Annotated in this window: 19 protein-coding genes; 16 read left to right on the top strand and 3 right to left on the bottom strand. The window is 69.8% G+C overall.

Annotated elements, in window-relative coordinates; all coding sequences use genetic code 11:
• The first annotated feature begins 114 nt into the window (after positions 1–114).
• The 10 genes from ctaD to FRANCCI3_RS12480 all read left to right on the top strand — a co-directional run bounded on the left by ctaD (position 115) and on the right by FRANCCI3_RS12480 (position 12,472).
• Entirely contained in the window at positions 115–1,881 is a 1,767-nt protein-coding gene (gene ctaD / locus FRANCCI3_RS12520) for an aa3-type cytochrome oxidase subunit I (protein WP_108913839.1), read from the top strand.
• Positions 1,878–2,321 carry an aa3-type cytochrome oxidase subunit IV gene (locus tag FRANCCI3_RS12515; protein ID WP_011436902.1) on the top strand — a complete coding sequence of 148 codons (444 nt, stop codon included), beginning with the start codon at positions 1,878–1,880 and terminating at the stop codon, positions 2,319–2,321. The genes ctaD and FRANCCI3_RS12515 overlap by 4 nt, the downstream gene beginning before the upstream one ends.
• A gap of 89 nt (positions 2,322–2,410) precedes the next feature.
• Positions 2,411–2,587 (top strand): hypothetical protein, encoded by a 177-nt coding sequence (locus FRANCCI3_RS26965; protein ID WP_157493468.1) that lies wholly within the window; start codon positions 2,411–2,413, stop codon positions 2,585–2,587.
• A gap of 92 nt (positions 2,588–2,679) precedes the next feature.
• The gene (locus FRANCCI3_RS12510; protein ID WP_023841669.1) at positions 2,680–3,531 is read left to right on the top strand and encodes a cytochrome bc1 complex Rieske iron-sulfur subunit; all 852 of its coding nucleotides are present in this window, start codon (positions 2,680–2,682) and stop codon (positions 3,529–3,531) included.
• Entirely contained in the window at positions 3,528–5,135 is a 1,608-nt protein-coding gene (locus tag FRANCCI3_RS12505) for a cytochrome bc1 complex cytochrome b subunit (protein ID WP_011436899.1), read from the top strand. The genes FRANCCI3_RS12510 and FRANCCI3_RS12505 overlap by 4 nt, the downstream gene beginning before the upstream one ends.
• Before the next feature lie 1,083 nt (positions 5,136–6,218).
• Positions 6,219–7,385, top strand: a complete 1,167-nt coding sequence (gene pdhA, locus FRANCCI3_RS12500; RefSeq protein ID WP_011436898.1) for a pyruvate dehydrogenase (acetyl-transferring) E1 component subunit alpha — start codon at positions 6,219–6,221, stop codon at positions 7,383–7,385.
• Positions 7,382–8,371 carry an alpha-ketoacid dehydrogenase subunit beta gene (locus FRANCCI3_RS12495; protein WP_011436897.1) on the top strand — a complete coding sequence of 330 codons (990 nt, stop codon included), beginning with the start codon at positions 7,382–7,384 and terminating at the stop codon, positions 8,369–8,371. The genes pdhA and FRANCCI3_RS12495 overlap by 4 nt, the downstream gene beginning before the upstream one ends.
• Positions 8,372–8,375: 4 nt before the next feature.
• Positions 8,376–9,668 (top strand): dihydrolipoamide acetyltransferase family protein, encoded by a 1,293-nt coding sequence (locus tag FRANCCI3_RS12490; RefSeq protein ID WP_011436896.1) that lies wholly within the window; start codon positions 8,376–8,378, stop codon positions 9,666–9,668.
• Positions 9,669–9,740: 72 nt separating this feature from the next.
• A complete protein-coding gene (gene pheA, locus FRANCCI3_RS12485) occupies positions 9,741–10,790 on the top strand; it encodes a prephenate dehydratase (RefSeq protein WP_011436895.1) in 1,050 nt (349 codons plus the stop codon).
• Positions 10,791–11,068: 278 nt separating this feature from the next.
• Positions 11,069–12,472: a WS/DGAT domain-containing protein gene (locus tag FRANCCI3_RS12480; RefSeq protein WP_011436894.1), complete on the top strand. Its 1,404-nt coding sequence runs from the start codon at positions 11,069–11,071 to the stop codon at positions 12,470–12,472.
• A gap of 77 nt (positions 12,473–12,549) precedes the next feature.
• Here FRANCCI3_RS12480 and FRANCCI3_RS12475 read toward each other — a convergent pair whose 3' ends face one another.
• Positions 12,550–13,674, bottom strand: a complete 1,125-nt coding sequence (locus FRANCCI3_RS12475; RefSeq protein ID WP_011436893.1) for a CapA family protein — start codon at positions 13,672–13,674, stop codon at positions 12,550–12,552.
• 374 nt (positions 13,675–14,048) lie between these two features.
• Between FRANCCI3_RS12475 and FRANCCI3_RS12470 the strand changes: the two genes are divergently transcribed.
• Positions 14,049–14,483: a hypothetical protein gene (locus FRANCCI3_RS12470; protein WP_049760913.1), complete on the top strand. Its 435-nt coding sequence runs from the start codon at positions 14,049–14,051 to the stop codon at positions 14,481–14,483.
• Between the two features lie 220 nt (positions 14,484–14,703).
• Positions 14,704–15,987 carry an ISAs1 family transposase gene (locus FRANCCI3_RS12465; RefSeq protein WP_049760812.1) on the top strand — a complete coding sequence of 428 codons (1,284 nt, stop codon included), beginning with the start codon at positions 14,704–14,706 and terminating at the stop codon, positions 15,985–15,987.
• Between the two features lie 475 nt (positions 15,988–16,462).
• On the opposite strand, the gene FRANCCI3_RS12460 is transcribed toward FRANCCI3_RS12465, so the two are convergent.
• The gene (locus FRANCCI3_RS12460; protein WP_011436891.1) at positions 16,463–16,855 is read right to left on the bottom strand and encodes an SCO5389 family protein; all 393 of its coding nucleotides are present in this window, start codon (positions 16,853–16,855) and stop codon (positions 16,463–16,465) included.
• Between the two features lie 495 nt (positions 16,856–17,350).
• Here FRANCCI3_RS12460 and FRANCCI3_RS12455 point away from each other — a divergent pair, with 495 nt between their 5' ends.
• From FRANCCI3_RS12455 to FRANCCI3_RS12440, 4 genes are read left to right on the top strand one after another with little or no spacing between them, the layout of a single operon-like run.
• Positions 17,351–18,325 carry a metal ABC transporter solute-binding protein, Zn/Mn family gene (locus tag FRANCCI3_RS12455; protein ID WP_011436890.1) on the top strand — a complete coding sequence of 325 codons (975 nt, stop codon included), beginning with the start codon at positions 17,351–17,353 and terminating at the stop codon, positions 18,323–18,325.
• 16 nt (positions 18,326–18,341) lie between these two features.
• Positions 18,342–19,250, top strand: a complete 909-nt coding sequence (locus FRANCCI3_RS12450; protein WP_011436889.1) for a metal ABC transporter ATP-binding protein — start codon at positions 18,342–18,344, stop codon at positions 19,248–19,250.
• A complete protein-coding gene (locus FRANCCI3_RS12445) occupies positions 19,247–20,173 on the top strand; it encodes a metal ABC transporter permease (RefSeq protein WP_011436888.1) in 927 nt (308 codons plus the stop codon). Before FRANCCI3_RS12450 ends, FRANCCI3_RS12445 begins: the two co-directional genes overlap by 4 nt.
• A complete protein-coding gene (locus FRANCCI3_RS12440; protein WP_011436887.1) occupies positions 20,170–21,081 on the top strand; it encodes a metal ABC transporter permease in 912 nt (303 codons plus the stop codon). The genes FRANCCI3_RS12445 and FRANCCI3_RS12440 overlap by 4 nt, the downstream gene beginning before the upstream one ends.
• 54 nt (positions 21,082–21,135) lie before the next feature.
• On the opposite strand, the gene FRANCCI3_RS12435 is transcribed toward FRANCCI3_RS12440, so the two are convergent.
• A complete protein-coding gene (locus FRANCCI3_RS12435; protein WP_255353886.1) occupies positions 21,136–22,281 on the bottom strand; it encodes a TetR/AcrR family transcriptional regulator in 1,146 nt (381 codons plus the stop codon).
• Positions 22,282–22,342 lie beyond the last annotated feature (61 nt).

The following is a 22,342-nucleotide window of genomic DNA, read 5'->3' as shown; positions in this document are numbered from 1 at the left end:
AGCGGGTGATCCTGGCGGCATGTCCGGTTGTCGAGACCGCCCGTTTTCGCTGGCTTGAATAGTATGCGAGGAGGAACTCGTGCCCGACGTGGCCGTGTCTGGTCGGATGGCCCGATGACGGTCGAGGTCCGTCCTTTTCCGCCGAGTGTCGGGGAGCAGCGAGGGGAGCCGCCGACGGCCCTGGACATCCTCGGTACGACCGATCACAAGTCGATCGGTCTGATGTATCTGGTGACCTCGTTCGGGTTCTTCCTATTCGCCGGGATCCTCGCGATGCTAATGCGGGGGGAACTGGCCCGGCCCGGTCTACAGATCGTCTCGAACGAGCGGTACAACCAGTTTTTTACGATCCACGGCACGGTGATGATGCTGTTGTTCGCGACCCCGCTGTTCTCCGCGTTCGCGAACTATCTTGTCCCGTTGCAGATCGGGGCGCCTGACATCGCCTTCCCCCGGTTGAACGCCTTGGGCTACTGGCTGTATCTGGTCGGCGGTCTGATCGTCGTCTCCGGGTTCCTGACCCGGGGCGGGGCGGCGGACTTCGGCTGGTTCGCGTACTCCCCGTTGACCTCGGCGCAGTACTCGCCGCACCTCGGCGGTGATCTGTGGGCGGTGGGCCTGGTGATGTCCGGGCTGAGCACCGTGCTGGCGAGCGTCAACTTCATCACCACGATCATCACGCTGCGCGCGCCGGGCATGCTCCTGTTCCGAATGCCGATCTTCACCTGGAACGTGCTGATTACGTCGGTGCTGGCGCTGCTCGCGTTCCCGGTACTCACCGCGGCCCTGCTGGCGCTGGAGGCCGATCGCCGGTTCGGCGCCCACGTGTACGACGCGAGCAACGGAGGAGCGATCCTCTGGCAGCACCTTTTCTGGTTCTTCGGTCATCCCGAGGTCTACATCGTCGCGCTGCCCTTCTTCGGCATCGTCACGGAGATCCTGCCGGTGTTCAGCCGTAAACCGATTTTCGGGTACCGGGGGTTGGTCTTCGCGACCGTGGGAATCGGCGCGCTGTCGATGGCGGTGTGGGCGCACCACATGTTCGCGACCGGTGCCGTGCTGCTGCCGTTCTTCTCTCTGCTGTCCTTTCTGATCGCCGTCCCGACCGGGGTGAAGTTCTTCAACTGGATCGGCACCATGTGGCGCGGAACGATCATCCTGAACACGCCAATGCTGTTCTCGATCGGATTCCTTATCACCTTCCTGTTCGGTGGGCTGACCGGGGTCACCCTGGCCAGCCCACCCATCGACTTTCACGTCACCGACAGCTATTACGTCGTGGGTCATCTGCACTATGTCCTGTTCGGGACAATCGTCTTCTCCGCGTTCGCCGGTGTGTACTTCTGGTTCCCCAAGGTGACGGGAAGGTTCCTGAACGAGAAGTTGGGGAAGCTGCACTTCTGGAGTCTTCTCGTCGGTTTCCACGTGACGTTTCTGCCGATGCACTGGCTGGGTGTCAGGGGAATGCCGCGGCGGGTCGCCGACTACCTGCCCACCGACGGTTTCACCACGCTGAACACGATCGAGAGTGCCGGCTCCTTCCTGCTCGGCCTGTCCACCCTACCGTTTCTGTACAATGTTTGGCGGTCGCTGCGGCATGGTGACCCGGCGACCAGTGGTGACGCCTGGGGCTACGGGAACTCGTTGGAATGGGCGACGTCCTGCCCACCACCGAAGCACAACTTTCACCAGATACCCCGTATCCGATCCGAGCGGCCGGCCTTCGACCTGAACCACCCCCGGCAGGGGCCGGAGGGGCGGGAAGGTCGCCAGCGGCAGCCGCGCCGGGTCGACCAGAGGCACCGGCGCGAGCTGGCCTCCGTCGAGGGGGAGACGGCCTCGCGGCGTGATACCGCGGTGGACCCGGACGCGGCCGGGTGATTACCTCCGCCCGGCTGTTCGCCGTTCTGGCTCTGTTCTTCCTGGTCACCGGCGGGGTGTACCTGTTCACCGGACATGACCCGGCAGGTGCGGCCGCGCTCATCTTCAGCATGGTGATGAGCCTGTTGGTCGCTGGATTCCTCTGGTACACCGGCCGGCGCAGCCGCCTGCCCGCCGACGACAGCCAGATCGAGATCCCCGAGGGGGCCGGTGACATCGGCTTCTTCAGCCCGTTCAGCTACTGGCCGGCGGCGATTGCGGTCAGTTTCGGGCTGCTCCTGCTGGGGCCGATCATCAGCTACTGGCTGCTGTTCATCGGTGGCGTGCTGACCGCGATCACCATCGTGGGCCTGGTGTTCCAGCACGAATCCACCGATGAGAAGAACTCGCAGGACGCCGCCCGGGGTCACGGCACCTCCGCACCGGGCGAGGGCCGGTGATGGTCGATACAGGGGCGCCGGTGAAGGCCGGTGAAGGCCGGTGGGGGCCGCCACGGCGGCGTACGGCGATGAGCCCGAAGGAGGAGTATATGATCTTTCCACGCGGTCTGGCGATCTCTGCGGCGTTCGCGACGCTTGCCGGTGCGCTGTTCGCTGTCGATGCCGTGGTCGTGACGAGCCGGGCACTGGGTGACACCCTCGTGCTCGCCGGCGCCGTGTTCGCCTTCGGGGGCGTGATGGCACTGCTTCCGCGGGGACGGCGTTGACTCCGGCGGGCTCCGCCGACGCGGAGCGACCGCAGCGACCGCAGCGACCGGCTGGACCAGACGGGGCAGCCCGGCCCGGCGGGCCCGGGGGCGTGGCGGGGATAGCGGCCTGCCTGTCGCTCTCGCTCGTCGGCGCGGTGGCGTTCGCGGTGGTGAACTTCACCGGCCGGACGGGCACCGTCGGCTACAACGCGCTGCTCGGTCTCTCCCTGGGGTTGGCCATCATCGCCGCCGGCATCGGCGCGGTGCTGTGGGACAAGCGTCTCATCCCCCAGGAGGAGGCGGTCGAGGAACGTCACCCCATGGTCTCGCCGGGCGCCGAGGAGGCGGCCACCCAGCAGACCGTGGACCGGGTCGTGGCCGAGACAGGGCTGCGCCAGTTGCCGGTGCTGCGCCGGCTCGTGCTCGCCATGCTCGGCGGTTTCGGGGTGATAGCCGTGGTGCCGCTGCTCAACCTGGTCAGGCGGGCCCCGCATCGGGACCTGTTCACCACCCGCTGGTCACCCGGGGCGCGGCTGGTGACGCCGGAGGGCCGGCCGGTGCGCCTTGGCGACCTGGCGATCGGCGGCATCCTCACCGTGCTGCCTGAGGGGCATCTCGGCCTCGACGCCCAGGCGGACAGCGCGGCGCTGCTGATCAGGCTGCCCCCGGGACTGGCCACCCCGCCCCGGCAGGCCGCGGCCGGGTACGACAACCACGTCGCGTTCTCGAAGATCTGCACCCATGCGGGCTGCCCGGTGAGCATGTACATGAGCCAGCCGCATCAGCTCCAGTGCCCGTGCCACCAGTCGGTCTTCGACATGACCGACCTGGCCAGGCCGATCTTCGGCCCGGCGACCCGTGCCCTGCCCCAGCTGCCCGTCACGGTCGACGCCGATGGGTGTTTCCGAGCCCGGTCGGATTTCCCCGAACCGGTCGGGCCCGGCTTCTGGAGCCGCTCATGACCGCCACCACCGGCTCCGGGACCTCCACGCGGCGCGCGGACCGTCCCGGGCGGGAATCGCCGGGCCCCGGGCGGGAATCGCCGGTGACCGCTGCCGGTCACAAGGCGGTCGGATTCATCGACCGGCGCCTGGGCAGCGCGAGGTTCCTGCGCAGCGTGATGAACAAGGTCTTCCCCGACCACTGGTCCTTCATGATCGGCGAGATCGCGCTCTACAGCTTCGGCGTGCTCGTGGCCACCGGGGTCTACCTGACGTTCTTCTTCGAACCCAGCGAGCAGCAGACCGTCTACGACGGCTCCTACGTGCCGCTGCGCGGGGTGACGATGAGCCGTGCCTACGCCTCGACCCTCGACATCTCCTTCGACGTCCGCGCCGGCCTGGTCATCCGCCAGATCCACCACTGGGCGGCGCTGCTGTTCGTCGCGGCGATCATCGTGCACCTGTGCCGGATCTTCTTCACCGGCGCCTTCCGTCGCCCCCGGGAGATCAACTGGCTGATCGGGGTGAGCCTGCTGCTGCTCGCCATCGCCGAGGGCTTCGCCGGCTACTCCCTGCCCGACGACCTGCTGTCCGGGACCGGGGTGCGTATCGCCTACGCGATCGCCGAGTCCATCCCCGTCGTGGGAACCTGGATCGCCTGGGGCTTCTGGGGTGGCGAGTTCCCCGGCACGCACTTCATCACCCGGCTCTACGTGGTGCACATCCTGCTCGTCCCGGGTCTCCTCCTCGCGCTGATCGGCGCCCACCTGGGGATCCTGTGGCACCAGAAGCACACCCAGTTCCCCGGCCCTGGCCGGACGGAGGACAACGTTGTCGGTAGCCGGCTGTTCCCCGGCTACGCCGCCAAGTCGGTCGGTTTCCTGCTCATCACCGCCGGCCTGCTCGCGGTGCTCGGCGGCGTCGCGCAGATCAACCCGGTCTGGGCCTACGGCCCGTACACCCCCATGGACGTCTCCTCGCTGGCGCAGCCGGACTGGTACGTCGGGTTCCTCGAGGGCTCGCTGCGGCTGTTCCTGCCCTGGGAGTACCGGGGCCTCGGCCACGACGTCCCGCCCGTACTCTGGCCGGGGGTGGTCCTGCCGGGAGTGCTGTTCGGCCTGCTCGCGGCCTACCCGTTCCTGGAGGCGCTGGTCACCCGGGATCATGATCAGCACAACCTGCTGCAACGCCCCCGCCATCACCCCGACCGCACCGCGTTCGGGGTGATGGCGCTGACCTTCTACGGCGTCCTGCTGCTTGCCGGCGGCGACGACGTGTTCGCCCTCGTCCTGCACCTGTCCCTCAACGCCGTCGTCTGGGCCGGCCGCATCGGCCTGCTGGTGCTGCCACCCTTCGCCTTCTATGCCACCCGCAGGCTCTGCCGCGCCGCTGCCGCCCGCGAACGCCGGCAGGCGGCCGCTCCCGAAGAGACCGGCTGGATCCGCCTCGAACCCGCCGGCCGGTACACCGAGGTCGAACTGCCGAAACCCTCGGCCCCGGCACCCGCCCTCGCCGCCGCCGAGCGAGTCCCACCCGCCATCGAAGGCCCCACCAGTGGCCGCCAGCGCGGGCAGGCCCGCCTCCGTCGCGCCGTCGTCGGCTTCTTCACCCGTCCCCGCGCCTAGCATTCGGCCGGCGGGGGCCCATAATGGGTATTCCCGGAACGCAAGCATCAGCCAACAGGCGACCACCATTTGAACGGCGCGCCGAGAGGATCAACTCGCCTGGCCCAACCAATAAAAACTTGGCGCGGGCTCGGAGAGCAACGTAACAGCCGTCGAAGGCACTTTCGGCGGGCTCCCACGAGACGCTGGTCACAGCGGAGAACCGATGTCCAGGGAAATTCAACCGACAAACATGGCATCGAAACAGCCGGGTACTTCCGCGGCGAGCGGTACTGGCCGGCTCGTTCGGTGAACGTCGCGCTGCGCACTTCACGCCCGCCGGGGCCCGACTCGGCGAGGATCGGGCCCGCACGGCCCTGACCAGGCAGATTCACTCCTGTCGCCGGTGAGATGACAATCACCTCAAGCCCTCGGGGTCGGTTTTCCACCGGTTACGTCAGACTCGCTACCCCCGCCTCTTCGGCGAGTCGACCTACGAAAGTATTTCTACCTGATGCGCGGCGCGCTCCACGCATTAATGCCATGCCGGAGCCCGCACGATGACTATCAAGGTGATTATGGACACGATCCAGCCGCCGACGGGGGATGGAAAATCAGAGGACCAGAGCCGAGAAGTTGAGCGGAGGAGGATCGTGACCACGGACGGCGCCCGAACCGGGCAAGCCGGCGAACCGGGACAGCTCAAGCGAGGCCACGGCTCCCCGTACCTCGCTTCCTGATCGTCGAACCTGGCCTGGGCGGCTCATCCGGACGGTGAGAAGCACCTCTCGTCCTGGCCAGGCTGTTACTCAGGTCCCGCAGCTCGACTCGGAGTCCGACGTCCGAGGTCCGGCGTCCGCGTCCGGAGCTCGAGACCGCGAGCCAGCACGCATCGAGGACCGCTGGCCGAGCGGACCTTACTGCTGATCGTGCACCGGCGCTCCACTTCCGCGAGACCGACCAGGCCCGATGGTGGACGACTCCTCCCCAGTTCGTCCGCCAGCCCACGGACAGCTCCGACCTGCATCAGCAGCCGGTCAACGGCGGCGTAGACCTGACCGGAATCCCCGAACCCTTTCCGCCACCAACTGCCGAAGGTGGACCATGACAATCCTCGACGACAGCACCGCGCCCGGCTTCGTCGGGCCGCCGAGCTCCCACGGTCCGCGTCGTGACCCGGCTCCGCTCCTGCCCGACCCCGAGCCGGTCCGGGTCCTCGGCACGGAGGCGGCGGGGAAGGTCGACACCGATCTGCTGCGCGTCCTGTACCACCGTCTGGTGCTGGGACGGCGCTTCAACCAGCAGGCCACGACCCTGGCCAGGCAGGGCCGCCTCGCCGTGTACCCGGCGTCCACCGGCCAGGAGGCATGCCAGATCGCCGCGGCCATGGTGCTGCGGGAGTCGGACTGGCTGTTCCCCAGCTACCGCGACACGCTGGCGGTGGTGTCGAGGGGCGTGCGCCCGGTGGACGCGCTGACGCTGATGCGCGGGAACGCGCACAGCGGCTACGATCCGCGGGAGCACCGGATCGCGCCGCTGTCGACTCCGCTGGCCACCCAGGCCTGCCATGCGGTGGGCCTGGCCCACGCCGCTCGCCTGCGCGCGGCCTCGGATCCGTGGGCGGCGGAGGACGTCGTGGCGCTTGCCCTGATCGGCGACGGCGGCACCAGCGAGGGCGACTTCCACGAGGCGCTGAACTTCGCCGGGGTGCTGAACGCGCCAGTGGTGTTCCTGGTACAGAACAACGGCTATGCGATTTCGGTGCCGCTGGCCCAGCAGTCCGCGGCGCCGACGCTGGCACACAAGGCGGTGGGCCATGGGATCATCGGTCGTTTGGTGGACGGCAACGACGCGCCCGCGGTGCACGGTGTGCTGCGCGCGGCGGTCGAGCACGCGCGGTCGGGTCGCGGCCCGGTGCTGGTCGAGGCGGTCACCTACCGGCTGGAGGCGCACACCAACGCCGACGACGCGACCCGCTACCGCACCTCGGAGGAGGTCGCCGCCTGGCAGGCCCGCGATCCGCTGACGCTGCTGGAGCGGCAGCTACGCAAGGCCGGTCTCCTCGACGACGCCGGCGTCGCCGCAGTCGCGCGGGCCGCCGAGGAACTCGCCGCCGAGATGCGCGCCCAGTTCGATCGTGTGCCTGATCTCGATCCGGGCTCACTGTTCACGCACGTCTATGCCCAGCCGACCAGCCAGCTTCGTGAGCAGGCCGCCGAGCTGATGGCCTGGCAGGCCGCGGACGCAGCCAAGAGCGACGACGCACGATGAGCGCCGCGACCATGGTGCGGGCCCTCAACGCCGCGCTGCGCGACTCGCTGCGCGAGGACGCGCGCGTCCACATCCTCGGCGAGGACGTTGGCACTCTCGGCGGCGTCTTCCGAGTCACCGACGGCTTGGCTGCCGAATTCGGCGCGCAACGCTGCCTGGACACCCCCCTGGCCGAGGCAGGCATCCTCGGTACCGCCGTGGGCATGGCCATGTACGGCCTGCGGCCCGTCGTGGAGCTGCAGTTCGACGCCTTCGCCTACCCCGCGTTCGAGCAGCTCGCGTCGCATGTGGCCAAGATGCGTAACCGCACGGCCGGGAAGACCACGCTGCCGATCACCATCCGCATCCCGTACGGCGGCGGCGTCGGCGGCGTCGAGCACCACAGCGACTCCAGCGAGGCCTACTACGCGCACACCCCCGGCCTGCACGTCGTCACCCCCGCCACCGTCGCCGACGGCTACGGGCTGCTCCGCTCGGCGATTGCCTCGGACGACCCGGTGGTGTTCCTGGAGCCCAAGCGGCTCTACTGGTCCACGGACGAGCGGTCCACGGACGACTTCTCTGCGGCCGAGGTGCCGCCGATCGGCCGGGCGGTGGTCCGCCGGACCGGTACCTCGGCGACCCTCCTGACCTACGGCCCCTCGCTCCCCGTGTGCCTCCAGGCGGCGGCGGCCGCGCGCTCGGAGGGCTGGGACCTGGCGGTGGTCGACCTGCGCTCGCTGGTCCCCTTCGACGACGAGACGGTCTGCGAGGCGGTCCGCGCCACCGGGCGCGCCGTTGTGGTCCACGAGGCCGCGGGTTTCGGCGGGGTCGGTGCGGAGATCGCTGCCCGCGTCAGCGAGCGGTGCTTCCACCACCTTGCCGCCCCCGTCCTGCGGGTCACCGGCTTCGACATCCCTTACCCGCCCCCCATGCTCGAACATCACTACCTTCCCAGCGTCGACCGCATCCTCGACGCCGTCGCCCGACTCCAGTGGGAGCAGTGACACCGTGGCCGCGGTACGCGAATTCCCCCTCCCCGACCTCGGCGAGGGCCTGACCTCCGCCGAGGTCGTCCGCTGGCTTGTCGGCGTCGGGGACGTCATCACCGTCGACCAACCCGTAGCCGAGGTCGAGACCGCCAAAGCCGTCGTCGAGGTGCCCTGCCCCTACGCCGGCGTCGTCACCTCCCTCGCGGGCCTGGCCGGTACCAGTGTCCCGGTCGGCACACCACTGATCACCGTGGCCGTCAGCGAGCCGGCAGCAGGGCGAACGGGCTCCGGGAACATCCTCGTCGGTTACGGCACCAGCACGGAACCCCCCCGAACCCGCCGCCGACGACGCGTCGGCGCTCCCGGAGCGCCCCCCGTACCGGCGCTCACCCCGACTCCCGGACCGGCGACGCCACTCGGGCCTTCCGCCCAGACCGTGGTCAAGGTCGTCTCGCCCCTCGTTCGCCGCTTCGCCCGCGAGAACTCCGTCGATCTCCGAAAACTCGTCGGCACCGGCCCGGACGGGCTGATTCTGCGCAAGGACGTGGAGAGTGCCATCGCCCCGCGTTCCGCTCCGTCGCGCCCGGCGGAGACCGACTCGACCGTCGTCCCGCTGGACCCGCTGGCGCGGCGCGCGGCGGAGACGTTCGCGCGCAGCAGGCGCGAGGTGCCGGACGCCACCTGCTGGGTCGACACGGATGCCACCGCGCTGCTCGCCGCCAAGGACACCCTCAACGACACCCGCAACGCTGGGGGCGCCGAGCCCAGAATCGGTCTCCTGGCGATCCTGGCCCGCATCTGCGTCGCCGCCCTGGTCCGCTTTCCCGCACTCAACTCCGCCGTCGTCACCGACGCGGACGGCCGCGCGACCGGCGTGCGCCACCACGCCGCCGTCCACCTGGGATTCGCCGCCCAGACCCCGCGCGGCCTGGTCGTGCCCGTGGTGCACCACGCTCAGGGCCTGACCACCGCTCGACTGGCCGCCGAGATCGCCCGGTTGACCGCCGCCGCCCGCGCGGGCACGCTCACTCCCGCCGAGTTGACCGGCGGCACGTTCACGCTCAACAACTACGGCGTCTTCGGTGTCGACGGCTCCACGCCCATCATCCACCACCCCGAGGCCGCGATGATCGGCATCGGCCGGATCGTCCCCAGGCCCTGGGCGGTGGACGGCGAACTGGCGGTCCGCAGGATCGTGCAGCTTTCGTTCACCTTTGACCACCGAGTCTGCGACGGCGCCACCGCCGGGTCCTTTCTGCGCTTCGTCGCCGACGCGGTCGAAGACCCCACGGTGCTGCTGCGCCACCTCTGACCACCGCACCTCTGACCACCGCCTTACCAGCAGGCGATGACCGTTGCCCGCCCCGGTCCTAGGAGGTCTGTCTTGCCTGCTTACCCCCCCCGCTACACCTACCTCGGCCCCGAGGGGACCTTCACCGAGGCCGCGCTGCGGACGCTGCCGGATGCGCGGACGCATGAGCTGTTCCCCTCCCTCTCCGTGGCGGAGGCGTTGGACGCGGTGCGCAACGGGGACGCGTCCGGCGCGCTGGTACCGATCGAGAACTCCGTCGAGGGGGCAGTTACCGCCACGCTGGACGAGCTCGCGACCGGCAGGCCGCTGATGATCTGCCGCGAGGTGCTGCTACCGATCAGCTTCGCGCTGCTCGTGCGGCCGGGAACCACGCTGGAGGACGTCAAGACCGTCACCGGCCACCCGGTCGCCCGGGCCCAGGTACGCCGCTGGCTCGCGGCTCACCTGCCGTACGCGGAGTGGGAATCGGCCGCGTCCAACGCCGAGGGGGCCCGGCTGGTGCGGGAGGGGCGCTTCGACTGCGCCTTCGCCGGGGAGTTCACCGCACGGCGCTACCGACTGGAGGCCCTCGTGACCGACATCCACGACGTCCCCGACGCCACCACCCGTTTCGTCCTGCTCGGCCGTCCAGGCCGCGCCACCGCGCCGACCAACACGGACAAGACGTCCATCGTGGTGTGGCCGGCCGCGGACGAGCCGGGCGCGCTGCTGGAACTCCTGCAGGAATGGGCCGTTCGCGGGGCCAACCTGATGCGGATCGAGTCCCGGCCGACCGGCGAGGGCCTGGGCCGGTACTGCTTCTCGATCGACGCGGAAGGGCACATCAGCGACCGCCGGGTGCGCGAGGCCCTGATGGGGCTGCACCGGATCTGCCGGAAGATCCGTTTCCTGGGGTCTTACCCCCGCGCCGACGAGGCCGCCCCGTCCGTACCCCCAAGCATGACGGATCACGAGTTCGTCAGGGCCGCCGACTGGCTCGCTCGCTGCCTGGACGGCCGTGGTGAGGACTGGGAGGCGTGCGGATCTGGGCGGCGTGCGTGCCTGGGCGGCGTGCGAACTGGGCGGCGTGCGGACGCGATCCGGCGGCCATTGTTCGGTGCGCCTGATGAAGCGGTGCCATAGCCCTTTCGTGGTGATGTCGTAAACGTGTCATTATCTTGCGCTGGCGACGCCATATCTGATTGTTGCTGGTGATGGTGCTCTACGGTGTTCTTTTCCCCATTCGGGTCTGTTCCGTGGAGACGTGCGACACAGACCCCCGGTGGCCTGCTCGGAATCAGGAGTAATAGGTACATGGGCCCATGTGTCTTTGGCGTGTTGACGCGTCAATCTGGTGAAGTTGTTCAGCCCGATTTCCAGGCCCGCGCTCCGCGCCCCAGGACGGGGTGGGGGAGCGTCTGATGGCCCTGCTCGACGTGGTCACGAAGGCCGGTCCCGAGCGGACATACGCTCGTCCACTGACCTCGGGTGACCGGGCCTACCTCGCCTTCAGCCGGCTCAATCCCGGGGAGTTCCAGGACGTCGGTGCGCTGTTGTTCGTCGACGGCCCTCCGCTGGAGCTGGCGGACCTGCGTGCGCACGTCGCCGAGCGGCTGCGCGACCCCCGGGCACGGATGCTTACCGACCGTCTCGAGACTGTCGCGGTCCGGTTCTCCGGTCGCCGCTCGACGGCGAACGAGACCCTCTGGGTCCGCGGTCCGGGCCTGAACGTCGACGACCACGTTGTCGCCATGGACCTACCGTCCGCCGACGGTGTTGGCGGTGTTGGCGGTGTGGGCGGGGGCGACGGTGGTGCCGGCGATGCGCGGCTGCGTGCCGCCGTCGACCGCATTGCCGCCCAGCCGATCGACCTCAGCCGGTCGCCGTGGATGCTCTACCTGCTGCGCGCCCCGGGGTCGTCCGGCACGGTGCTGGTGTATCGGACCAGCCACATCCAGCAGGACGGCTTCGCGCTCTACCAGGCGCTGCACCTGCTCTTCGGGGGGGAGGACGAACTCGACCTCGGTCTGCCTCCCGCTGTCCGCCGGCCGCGGCCCTCGGACTATGCGGGTTTCGTCGGCCGGGGGCTGCGTTGCCTGGCGCCCACCCGCGCCCTCGACGCCTGGGGCGGGCCGCCGGCCGGGCCGGCGCGACATTCCTGGGTCACCACCGATCTGGGCACGCTGCGAGCGGTGGCCCGCCACCACGATGTCACGGTCAACGACGTCTATCTCGCCGCGCTCGCCGGGGCGCTGCGGACGTGGTCCCTTCCCGAATGGCGCCGGGACCGTCAGCCCATCCACGCGCTGATGCCCATCAGTTTCCGGACCGCCGCCGAACGGAACGTGCTGTCGAACTATTCCTCGGGCGTGCGTGTCCCGCTTCCCTGCGGGGAGCCGGACCCCGGCCGGCGACTGGCGTGGATCGCCGCGGAGACCCGTCGCATGAAGAAGGGCGGGCTGGGGGTGGTGGAACGTCACCACTTCTCCACCCTGGCGACGATCGCCTCGCCCCGCATGCTCGCGGGCGCCGCCGCTTACCCGGCCCAGATCCGGAAGATGGCCCTGGTGGCGAGCAACGTCCGGACGATGCGCGGGCCGCTGGCTGTCGCGGGACGCGCGGTGACCGGGCTGGTCGGCACGGGCCAACTACTCGTCGGACGTCAGCATCTGGCCGTCGCCATGCTTGGCATCGACGAGCGGGTCGGTGTCACGTTCGTGGCCAGTGCCAGCGTGCCGAACCACGCCCGGTTGGGGCAGCTGTGGCTGGCGGAACTCGACGTGCTCAGCCGGCTGGTGCCCTCACGCCGGCGTGAGCGTGCCTGACGGACCGGTCCTGACCTTCCGGCCTTCGTCGCTGGCCGAGGCTGTCGAAGCGCTGGAGCGCACCATCGAGGGTTCGCTCATGGCTGGCGCAGCGACAGCACGCCGGGCGCGTTGAGATCGAACCGTGTCCCGAAGCCACGGCTGATCCTGGTGAGAACCCCCCGTAGCCACCCGGCGTCTTCGGGTGCGGCGCGCCACAACCGCATCCGCCGTGTCTGCAGGGGCACCATCCGCAGGCCGGTCAGCGTCGCGCCGGGCGGATCGACGGAGACCCCGGCGGAGACGAAGTACGCCAGCCGCAGATCGTCCCGGTACATTTCGTAGCCGGTAATGCCCTCGTAGTCGTTGATGAAGTCGCCACAGCCGTACAGGACAAGCCGGTCCCGGTACACCTCGACGGGACGCGGATGGTGCGACGAATGCCCGTGCACGACGTCGACACCGCCATCGATGAGCCGGCGGGCGAAGCGGATCTGGTCGTCGTCTACGTCATAGCCCCAGTTGGATCCCCAGTGGACGGAGGCGACGACGAGGTCACCGGGGCGCTTCGCCCGCCGGACGCGGGCGGTCACCTCCTCGGCGGTGGCGTCCGACAGTTCGGGGATGACGTCGATGCCGGCCCGGCCCGGGGCCGCGGCCCACGTCCGTGGAATGCCGCTGGAGGACAGGCCGAACGAGGAGACCAGGACCCGCCGGCCCCCGCCGAGCGGGACCATGGCCGGTTTGCACGCCTCGTCCGCGTCGCGTCCGGCTCCCACCGCTCTCAGCCCGGCCGTGAACAACGCGTCGAGGGTCTCGACGAGCCCGCGGTGGCCGAAATCCAGCAGGTGGTTGTTCGCCAGCACGCACACATCGGGCCGGCCGGCGGCCAGACAGGGAAGGTTGTCCGGACTCATCCGATAATGAACCTCCTTTCCGGCGGCGAAGTCATCGCACCGGGTGATGCTGTTTTCCAGGTTCACCACCCGAACATCGGCCCGGACCTCATCCAGCACGGGCAGCGCGTCACCCCAGGGCCAGGAGAATTCGACCGGACGAGGAATCGGGCCGTTCACCGCCTCCGCCAGCTCGACATAGGCGCGGGCATCCTGGACATATCCCTCGGAAAGCCTCGGATCGCCCGGATGCGGCAGAATCTGGTCGACACCGCGACCTAGCATCACGTCGCCGCAGAGGAACAGCGTCACCACGCCATCGTGCACGGTTCCAGCCTAGGCCACCGGCCCCCGGCCACCGGCCCGGATTCCGCCGGTTCGCCAAATTGACACCCCCCAGGGCAGGGCGGAACCTGTAGGCCGCGAGCGGAACCCCCCGAGGGGGTGGCCTCATGCACGGAGTAAGGAGCAACGCCTTCGCCGAGACTCATAACGGCGATCCGTGTCTCCCTCCGTGGCAGGGCCCTGACTCATACCGATTGCCGTGCGCCAGCTACCCGGAAGCGGTCCGCGCGAGCGGCGCACACGCCCCGCGTGCGGTGCCCGGCCCGGCCCGGGCGCCACCACGGGACGCTTGGCCACACGTATCAGGTTGGACGCCTTTCGGTGCCCCTCAAGCAGCGAAGAAAAAGGAACCAGCAATGAGAAGGATCGCCGCAGCCATAAGCGCCGTCCTGCTCCTCACCCTCAGCTTGGTCTTCACCGAGGCGGGGGTTTCTCGGGCGGCTCCACCGGTCACACCCGTGCTCATGCACATCCGCTTCGCCCACGCGGCCAGCGCCCGGGTGGACATCGTCACCTTCGTCTTCCGGCCGTCAGCGCCGAAAGATGTCAGAGCCGAGTACGTGCCGAGATCGGGGCTGATCCAGGACGGATCCGGTAATCGAGTCTTTGTGCTGGGCCGATCCTTCGTGAAGGTCACCTTCCACAATTCCGCCGCGCACAACATCGAAGGTCGACCCCAGGGTGACCCGCAAAGTCTGTTTGTGCAGGTAGACGGTGTGAGACGGGGTGCGGGGGGCTGGGGCCGGTGGTGGTGTGAGGATCCGGGCCCGGCTGCTGTTTCGTCGCTGTGAGTAGCGCGTGTGAGGGTGGGTTCCGGCGCCGGCGGAAACGCCACCGATGACGTTCTGTGACAGCCGGTGGGGTGGGTGGGGCGGTGGGGCCGTGGGGTCCGGGGGAACAACGGCGGGCCACCACGGTGAGGGTGGCTGCGGTGAGGCAACGGGGTCCCGGTAGGACGGGGATTGCCTAGATCACCAGCCGTAGGGAGCCCCGTTGCCGGTCCAGTCTCGCATGCCCGTCACTCCCACCGATCTCGGACAGGCCGGGTCGGGGCAGCTGGTCCGGATGCGGCGGTCGCTGCGGGTCCTGGGGGCGCACGGCGGTGAGGTGCAGGGGCTCGCCGACGTACTCGCCGGGGTGCCTGACCCGCGGGACCCGCGAGGGATACGTCACCGGCTCCCGGTGATCCTGGGACTGTCCGCCGCAGCGGTCGCCGCGGGGGAGAAGTCGGTGGAGGAGATCGCGGCCTGGGCTGCGCACGCCCCGACGCAGGTCCTGACCGCTCTCGGGGCGCGGGTCCATCCGGTGACCGGGCAGCCGCAGGCACCGTCGGTGGACACGATGATCCGGGTCCTGTCCGCGGTGGACAGCTCGGCGCTGGCGAGGGCGGTCGGGATGTTCGCCGCGGCCCGCGCCCGCCAGGCCCGTGGTGGTGGGCGGCGGGTGGTCGCGGTCGACGGGAAGACCCTGCGTGGCGCGGCTGGGCCTGAGGGGCGGGCACCGCACCTGCTCGCGGTCGCCGAACACGGCACGGGTGTGGTGCTCGCCGAGCATGAGGTCGGCGCGAAGACGAACGAGGTCACCGCGTTCGCACCGCTGCTCCGCGAACTGCATTCCCATGATCCGCTGGATGGGGTGGTGGTGACCGCTGATGCGTTGCACACGACCCGCGCCCACGCCGACCTGATCGTCACCGAGCTGGGAGCGCACTTCGTGTTCACGGTGAAGGCGAACACCCCGGCGTTGTCGGTCGACTGCCACCAGGCGACCGACTGGACGAAGATCCCGATCGGGCACAGCGCCGAGGGCAGGGCCCATGGACGGTTCGAACGACGCACCATCCAGCTGGCCCAGGCCAGCGAGGCGATCCGTGCCCGCTATCCCCATGCCCGCACCGTGGCGCGGATCCGCCGTCATGTCCGGCGGACCGTGACCACCGGCACGGGCCGGGCCCGGGTCACCCGGACGATCCCGAGCACTGTCACGGTCCACGTCCTGACGAGCCTCACCCTCGACGCGGTCACACCCGCTGATCTCGCGGGCTACGCCCGAGGGCATTGGACGATCGAGAACAAGGTCCACTGGGTGCGCGATGTGACGTTCCGTGAGGATGCCTCGCGGGTTCGGACCGGCCCACTGCCCCGCATCATGACCACACTCCGTAACCTGATCATCGGGCTGATTCGCCTCGCTGGCCATAACCGCATCGCCCCGACCATCCGCAGAATCCGACACGACAACGCCCTGCTCCTGGCCATCCTCACTCTCGACAACCCCGCTGACCTGCATCAATGACTTTGCGGGTCACCCTGAGGTCGACCCGCCGCTCCAAGGAACCTCTTCCCTCTCGGCCGGACAACGAATGTCGTCCACGTGAAGCAGGGCGGCGACTTCGAGGGTGTGGTGACCTACTACCTCGGGCTGTGTGGACGCAGGCCAGCACCGCCGGCGCATCCGACCGTGAGCAGCGTGGGCCGCGACGTCATCCTGAGCATCCCAACGCGGTAGCGGTAACACGCCACAGCGCCCTGCCCCGTTGCGCGATCGACGCTTTGGTGTTCGTGGCGTTGATGAACGCGAGGTAGGAGGTCCGTCTGCCTCGACGCTTCCCCGATCGACGCCACATTGTGGGCGTTACCCGATTCTGATCGATGGGCCAGGCGGGCCGGTGGATGAACGTCCAGGACAGATCCGGTACAAAAAATCCGGTACAAAATGGACAACACCGGCCCACCAGGCCATCGGGATCAAAATATCCCGGGAGCCCAGGCTAGCAGTTGACGAACTCCGGTTGCTGGTTGAGGACCTGGCTCTCCGGGGAGACGAAGCGGCGGTACTGCTCGCCGCTCGTGGCCTGGGGGCGGAAAGCGGCCAGCCGATGGCAGTTCTGGAAGGCCAGCGCCACGCCGAAGTGCCGTTCCAGAGCCGCGCGTATCGAGGTGCTGGCCATCGCCCGCAACAGCTGGCCCTGCTCGGCGTCGTCCGCGGGCGGGGTCTGGTTGTCGGCGAAGTCGCGGGTTGCGGTGGGCAGCTCGCCGGCGAGCCGCTCGACCAGGCCGTAGGCGTAGGGCAGGGAAGTGCGGATGCAGGCGAGGAAGTCGGCCTCGTCGACGTGACCTTGTTCGGCCTGCTCCAACAGGTCGGGCGACACCGTCAGGGACATGGATACCTCCTGGGCTGGTGGCAGCGACAACGATCACCACTGTCTTGGATGTAACAACCGTTGTCAATACCAACAGTAATACTCCGTATGCAGATCGATTGCGCCGCGACGGGGCGCCCCGACACCCCGCCGGATCTGCCATGCGATGCGACGCGTCCGCCTCCATGCACCCGGCGCACGCCCCGGTGGACGGTACAGGACGTCCGACCCGACAAAGCACCTGGTCGATCATGTGGACGGTTGGACGGTTGGACGGTTGGACGGTTGGACGGACGGTTGGACGGGTGGACGGGTGGACGGACGGTTGGACGGGTGGACGGACGGTTGGACGGGTGGACGGGTGGGTGGACGGGTAGGCGGCGGGGAGGCTCGCCCCGCGTCATCGCCGACCGCTCGAACTCGAACTTGTAACGGTTTCCATTAGCGACTACCTTTGCGGCAATGAATCCCGGTCCTGCTAGCAGGTCCGGTCGGGTAACAAGCAGGGAGATCGTGGTGGATGGTGCACGGCTGGTCACGGTGCGGCGCTGGCGGGTGCGGCCCGGGCGGGTGCCGCGCGGCCTGGGGGTAGTGGCCGCCGGCGTGGCGATGGTCGTGGCCGCGTGTGGGACGTCCTCGTCGGGGAACACCGGGACCGGCGCCACCGGCGGCAAGAAGATCACCGTGGTGGCGGCCGAGAACTTCTGGGGCAGCATCGCCGCCCAGCTGGGGGGCGACCGGGTGGCGGTCACCAGCATCATCGACAATCCCGACGCCGACCCGCATGACTATGAGCCGACCCCCGCCGACGGCCGGGCGATCGCCGGTGCGCGGCTGTTCATCGACAACGGCGTCGGCTACGACCCGTGGGCGGGCAAGCTGGCGGCGGCCAACCCGGCGACCGGGCGGGTGACGCTGACCGTCGGCGACCTGGTCGGCGCGAAGGACGGCGACAACCCGCATCGCTGGTACAACCCGGATGACGTCGCGAAAGTGATCGACCAGGTCACCGCCGACTACAAGAAGATCGACCCCGTCGACTCGGGCTACTTCGATCAGCAGCGGGCATCCTTCACCGCCACGACCCTCAAGCCGTACACCGATCTCATCGCGACAATCAAGAAGAAGTATGCCGGGACGCCGGTCGGGGCCTCGGAGAGCATCTTCGCGATGCTGTCCCCAGCGCTCGGGCTGAACCTGCTGACCCCGCCGGCCTTCCTGCGTGCGATCTCGGAGGGCAGCGATCCGACTGTCGCGGACAAGAGCACCAGCGACAGCCAGATCAAGACCGGGAAGATCAAAATCTACGTCTACAACAGCCAGAACGCCACCCCGGACGTGCGGCGGCAGATCGAGGAGGCGAAGGCGGCCCACATCCCGGTGACCACCATCACCGAGACGCTCGTCCCGGCCGGAGCGTCGTTCCAGGACTGGCAGGTCGCCCAGTTGGAAGCCCTGCGCGGGTCGCTGGCGCAGGCAACCGGAAAGTAAGCGGAAGGTGACGAGAATGGCGGCGGTGGCGCACCCTCGAACCGACGGCGCGAGCGCCGAGGTTGACGCGGCGGTGGCGCCGGTCAGCGCCGGCAGGCCGGCCGCGCCGGCGGTGATGTTCGAGGGTGCGGCGGTTCGTCTCGGTGGGCGGATGGTGTGGAGCGGGGTGAACGTCGAGGCCGGCGCGGGGGAGTTCGTCGCGATCCTCGGTCCCAACGGCGTCGGTAAGTCCACCCTGCTCAAGGCGGCCCTTGGCCTGCTGCCGCTGGCCGCGGGGCGGGTGGTGGTGCTGGGCCGGCATCCCGGGCGGGCCCGCACCGAGGTCGGTTATCTGCCGCAGCGACGGAGCTTCGACCCGTCGGTACGGATCCGGGGGCTTGACATCGTCCGCCTCGGTCTCGACGGCCACCGGTGGGGTCTGCCGCTGCCCGGCGGAGATCGCGCCCGGACCGCGCGGCGGCGCGTCGCCGAACTCGTCGAGCAGGTCGGCGCCACCGGCTACGCCCACCAGCCGATCGGCCGGCTGTCCGGTGGGGAGCAGCAGCGGCTTCTGATCGCCCAGGCGCTCGCCCGCCGGCCCCGGCTGCTGCTTCTCGACGAACCGTTGGACAGCCTGGACCCGCCCAACGCCGCCTCGGTCGCGACCCTCATCCGCACCATCTGCCAGACGGCGGGGGTGACCGTGCTGATGGTCGCCCACGACGTCAACCCAATCCTGTCCAGCCTCGACCGGGTCATCTACCTCGCCGGCGGCGGCGCGGTCTCGGGCCCTCCCGCCGAGGTCATCACCAGTGCGACGTTAAGCCGGCTCTACCAGGCCCCCATCGAGGTGCTGACCACCTCCGACGGGCGCCTCGTCGTCGTCGGCCAGCCCGAGCCGCCCGCCGTACACGCCGACCGTCACGACGGGACCGGCCACCTGTGATCACTGCAGCGGTGGTCGCGACCGACGCGGGCCTGTCGTGGGACCTGGTCCGCGACGTTCGGCAGATGTTCGCCTACCCGTTCATGGTGAACGCGTTCCGGGCCGGAACCATCGTCGCGCTGACCGCCGGGGCAACCGGATGGTTCATGGTCCTACGCCGCCAGGCCTTCGCCGGCCACACCCTCGCCGTGGCCGGTTTCCCGGGCGCGGCCGGGGCGATCTGGCTCGGCTTGGGCGCGACCTACGGCTACTTCGCCTTCTGCCTCACCGCGGCGCTGATCATCGCGGCCATCCCCGGGGCGGGCGGGGCAGCCGCCGGGCGGGCCGCGGAGTCGGCCACCATCGGTACCGTCCAGGCGTTCGCGCTGGCCTGCGGATTCCTGTTCGTCAGCCTGTACAAGGGATTCCTCGGCGGGGTCAACACGCTGCTGTTCGGCAGCTTCCTGGGAATCACCGACGACATGGTCCTCACGCTGACCGCCGTCGCCGTGGCGGTCCTGGCAGTGCTGGCGCTCATCGGGCGGCCGCTGCTGTTCGCCTCGCTCGATCCAGCCGTGGCTGCCGCCGCCGGAGTGCCGGTGCGGGGTCTGTCGGTGGCTTTCCTGATCATGCTCGGGAGCACCGCCGCGGAGGTCAGCCAGATCACCGGAACCCTCCTCGTCTTCACCCTGCTGGTCATCCCGGCCGCGACCGCACAGGTCCTCACCACCCGACCGGCCCTCAGCCTCACGCTCACCGTGCTGCTAGGCCTGCTGGTCACCTGGGCCGGGCTGACCGTGGCCTACTACTCGCCCTATCCGATCGGCTTTTTCATCACCAGCTTCTCCTTCGGCCTGTACCTCCTCGCCCGTCTCGCCGTCGGCGCGCACGACCTGCTCGGCCGGGCCGCCCGCGTCCCCCGGATGACCGGAGCAGCAGCATGACCGCGGCCACGGCGGACACGGGACTGACCGCGATGTTCGAGCACCCGTTCATGCAGAATGCGTTCATCGCCGGAACGGGGATTGCCATGGCGGCCGGACTCGTCGGCTACTTCCTCGTCCTGCGGGCCCAGGTCTTCACCGCCGACGCGTTGTCCCATGTGGCGTTCACCGGCGCACTCGCCGCCCTGGCCACCGGGATCGACGCCCGAGTCGGCCTGTTCGCCGCCACCGTCGCCGTCGGATGCGCCCTCGGCGCCCTCGGCGCCCTCGGCCCCCGCGGCCACGCCGATGACGTCGTCATCGGCAGCGTGTTCGCCTGGGTCCTCGGCCTCGGGGTGCTCTTCCTCACCCTTTACACCACCCACCGCAACACCGGCAACGGCACCGCCGGTGTCACCGTCCTGTTCGGCTCGATCTTCGGCCTGGACGCCTCCCACGCCTGGGAGGCTGCCATACTCGCCGTAATCCTCTGTCTCGCCACCATCGCGATCGGGCGTCCCCTGCTGTTCGCCAGCCTGGACGGCGCGGTCGCGGCCGCCCGAGGTGTCCCCGTCCGCCTCCTCGGCGTCGGTTTCCTCGGCCTCGTCGGGGCGACCGCAGCCGATGCCACCCAGGCCGTCGGTGCCCTGCTGCTCCTCGGTATGCTCGCCGCACCCGCCGGCACCGCCCACCGGCTCACCGCCCACCCTTACCACGGAATGATGATCTCCACCGCGGTGGCGGTCGCGGTGACCTGGGTCGGGCTGACCACCAGCTACCTCGCCCCGCGGATCCCCCCGAGCTTCGCCATCCTTGCCACCGCCACCGCCACCTACACCGTCACGCTGATCGTCACCCGACTGGTCGCGGACTCGGGCTTGGCGCGGCCGGTGCGGCATCTGTCCGCGGATGCGCCTCGTTCGGCCTGATCGAACCCACCGGCGCCACCAGCGCGGTCGCGCGCAATCCCGGGAGGCGCCAGGTCAGAGCCCGAGCAGCCGGCCGCAGATCGACTCGACCGCGCCCGGCACGCCCGGGTTGTGCCGCAGGTGCGGGGTGCGGGCCGTGTCGTTGACGACGGCGACCGCGGCGTGCACCCGGATCCGGGCGGCGGTGGGGTCGAGCTCGGGGTGCACGAGCCGGAGCAGGTGAACCCATTCGGTGAGGTAGTCGTGCTGGGCCCGACGGGCGGCGTGGCGTTCGTCCTCCGGCAGATGCTCGACTTCGGTGATCAGCAGCCCGATCAGGTCGTGGTGGGCCTGGGTGAACCGGATGTAGGAGCCGACCAGTCGGCGCAGGGCGTCGGCGGCGCCGTTCGAAGTCCGATAGATCGCGCTGACGTCCATCAACAGGGCGGCCGTGCTGCGCTGGAACGCGGTGCGCAGCATGTCCAGCTTGCTCGGGAAGTGGTGGTAGACGCTGGGGCCGGTGATGCCGACGGCGTTGCCGACGTCCTCGATGCCGACGCCGGCGTAGCCGTGGGTGGCGAACATCCGCACCGCCTGGGTGAGCAGCGCCTCGCGGCGGGAGGCCAGCCGCAACGGCGGTCCGGCCGGTGGTGGCGGTCCGGCCGGTGGTGGCGGCGATGCGGCGCAGGTGCCGGGCAGCGGGGTGTCCAGCACGAGGTCGGTGAGCTCGGCGAGCAGGTCGTCGTAGGCGGGCCGGGGCAGGTCCAGGTGGTGGAAGGACGGGCTCATCAGCACGGCCAGCATCGCCCAGGTGAGCAGGTCCGCGGTGGGGGCGTCGAGCTCGGGGCGGGCGGCGCGCACCCGGCCGGTGAGGCGGCGTCCGATCTCGCGGACCTCGGCGCGCAGCAGGGCATGGTCGTCAGGGGTCAGATGGCGGGCTTCGCGCTGCCAGAGCACGCCGATATGGCGTTCGTCGAGGCAGCGAGCGGCGAGCCGGGCCGACGCCGTGGCGTGGTCGGCGCGGTCGGCGAGATCGAGATCATCGAGCAGGTGCCGCAGCGGGGCCAGGCCTGCGGCGATGACCTCGCGGAGCAGGTCCTGTTTACCGGAGAAGTGCCGGTACAGCGCGGACGGGCCGACCGCCACGGCTTCGGCGAGATCGGTCATGCCGATCTGGTCGTAGCCGCGGCGGGCGAACAGGTCCGAGGCGGCGCCAAGGATCAGCGCCCGCCGGTTACGCGGGCGGGTGCCGCGCGGCGGCGCAAGCGTGCGGTCCGGCAGA

This window comes from Frankia casuarinae (genome assembly GCF_000013345.1).
Taxonomy (GTDB): Bacteria; Actinomycetota; Actinomycetes; order Frankiales; family Frankiaceae; genus Frankia; species Frankia casuarinae.
This window is presented reverse-complemented; position numbering and strand designations above follow the sequence as displayed.

Coding starts and splice junctions, on each gene's coding strand:
- ctaD (WP_108913839.1), top strand. CDS start 115: ATGACGGTCGAGGTCCGTCCTTTTCCGCCGAGTGTCGGGGAGCAGCGA.
- FRANCCI3_RS26965 (WP_157493468.1), top strand. CDS start 2,411: ATGATCTTTCCACGCGGTCTGGCGATCTCTGCGGCGTTCGCGACGCTT.
- FRANCCI3_RS12505 (WP_011436899.1), top strand. CDS start 3,528: ATGACCGCCACCACCGGCTCCGGGACCTCCACGCGGCGCGCGGACCGT.
- pdhA (WP_011436898.1), top strand. CDS start 6,219: ATGACAATCCTCGACGACAGCACCGCGCCCGGCTTCGTCGGGCCGCCG.
- FRANCCI3_RS12495 (WP_011436897.1), top strand. CDS start 7,382: ATGAGCGCCGCGACCATGGTGCGGGCCCTCAACGCCGCGCTGCGCGAC.
- FRANCCI3_RS12480 (WP_011436894.1), top strand. CDS start 11,069: ATGGCCCTGCTCGACGTGGTCACGAAGGCCGGTCCCGAGCGGACATAC.
- FRANCCI3_RS12470 (WP_049760913.1), top strand. CDS start 14,049: ATGAGAAGGATCGCCGCAGCCATAAGCGCCGTCCTGCTCCTCACCCTC.
- FRANCCI3_RS12465 (WP_049760812.1), top strand. CDS start 14,704: ATGCCCGTCACTCCCACCGATCTCGGACAGGCCGGGTCGGGGCAGCTG.
- FRANCCI3_RS12460 (WP_011436891.1), bottom strand. CDS start 16,855: ATGTCCCTGACGGTGTCGCCCGACCTGTTGGAGCAGGCCGAACAAGGT.
- FRANCCI3_RS12450 (WP_011436889.1), top strand. CDS start 18,342: ATGGCGGCGGTGGCGCACCCTCGAACCGACGGCGCGAGCGCCGAGGTT.
- FRANCCI3_RS12440 (WP_011436887.1), top strand. CDS start 20,170: ATGACCGCGGCCACGGCGGACACGGGACTGACCGCGATGTTCGAGCAC.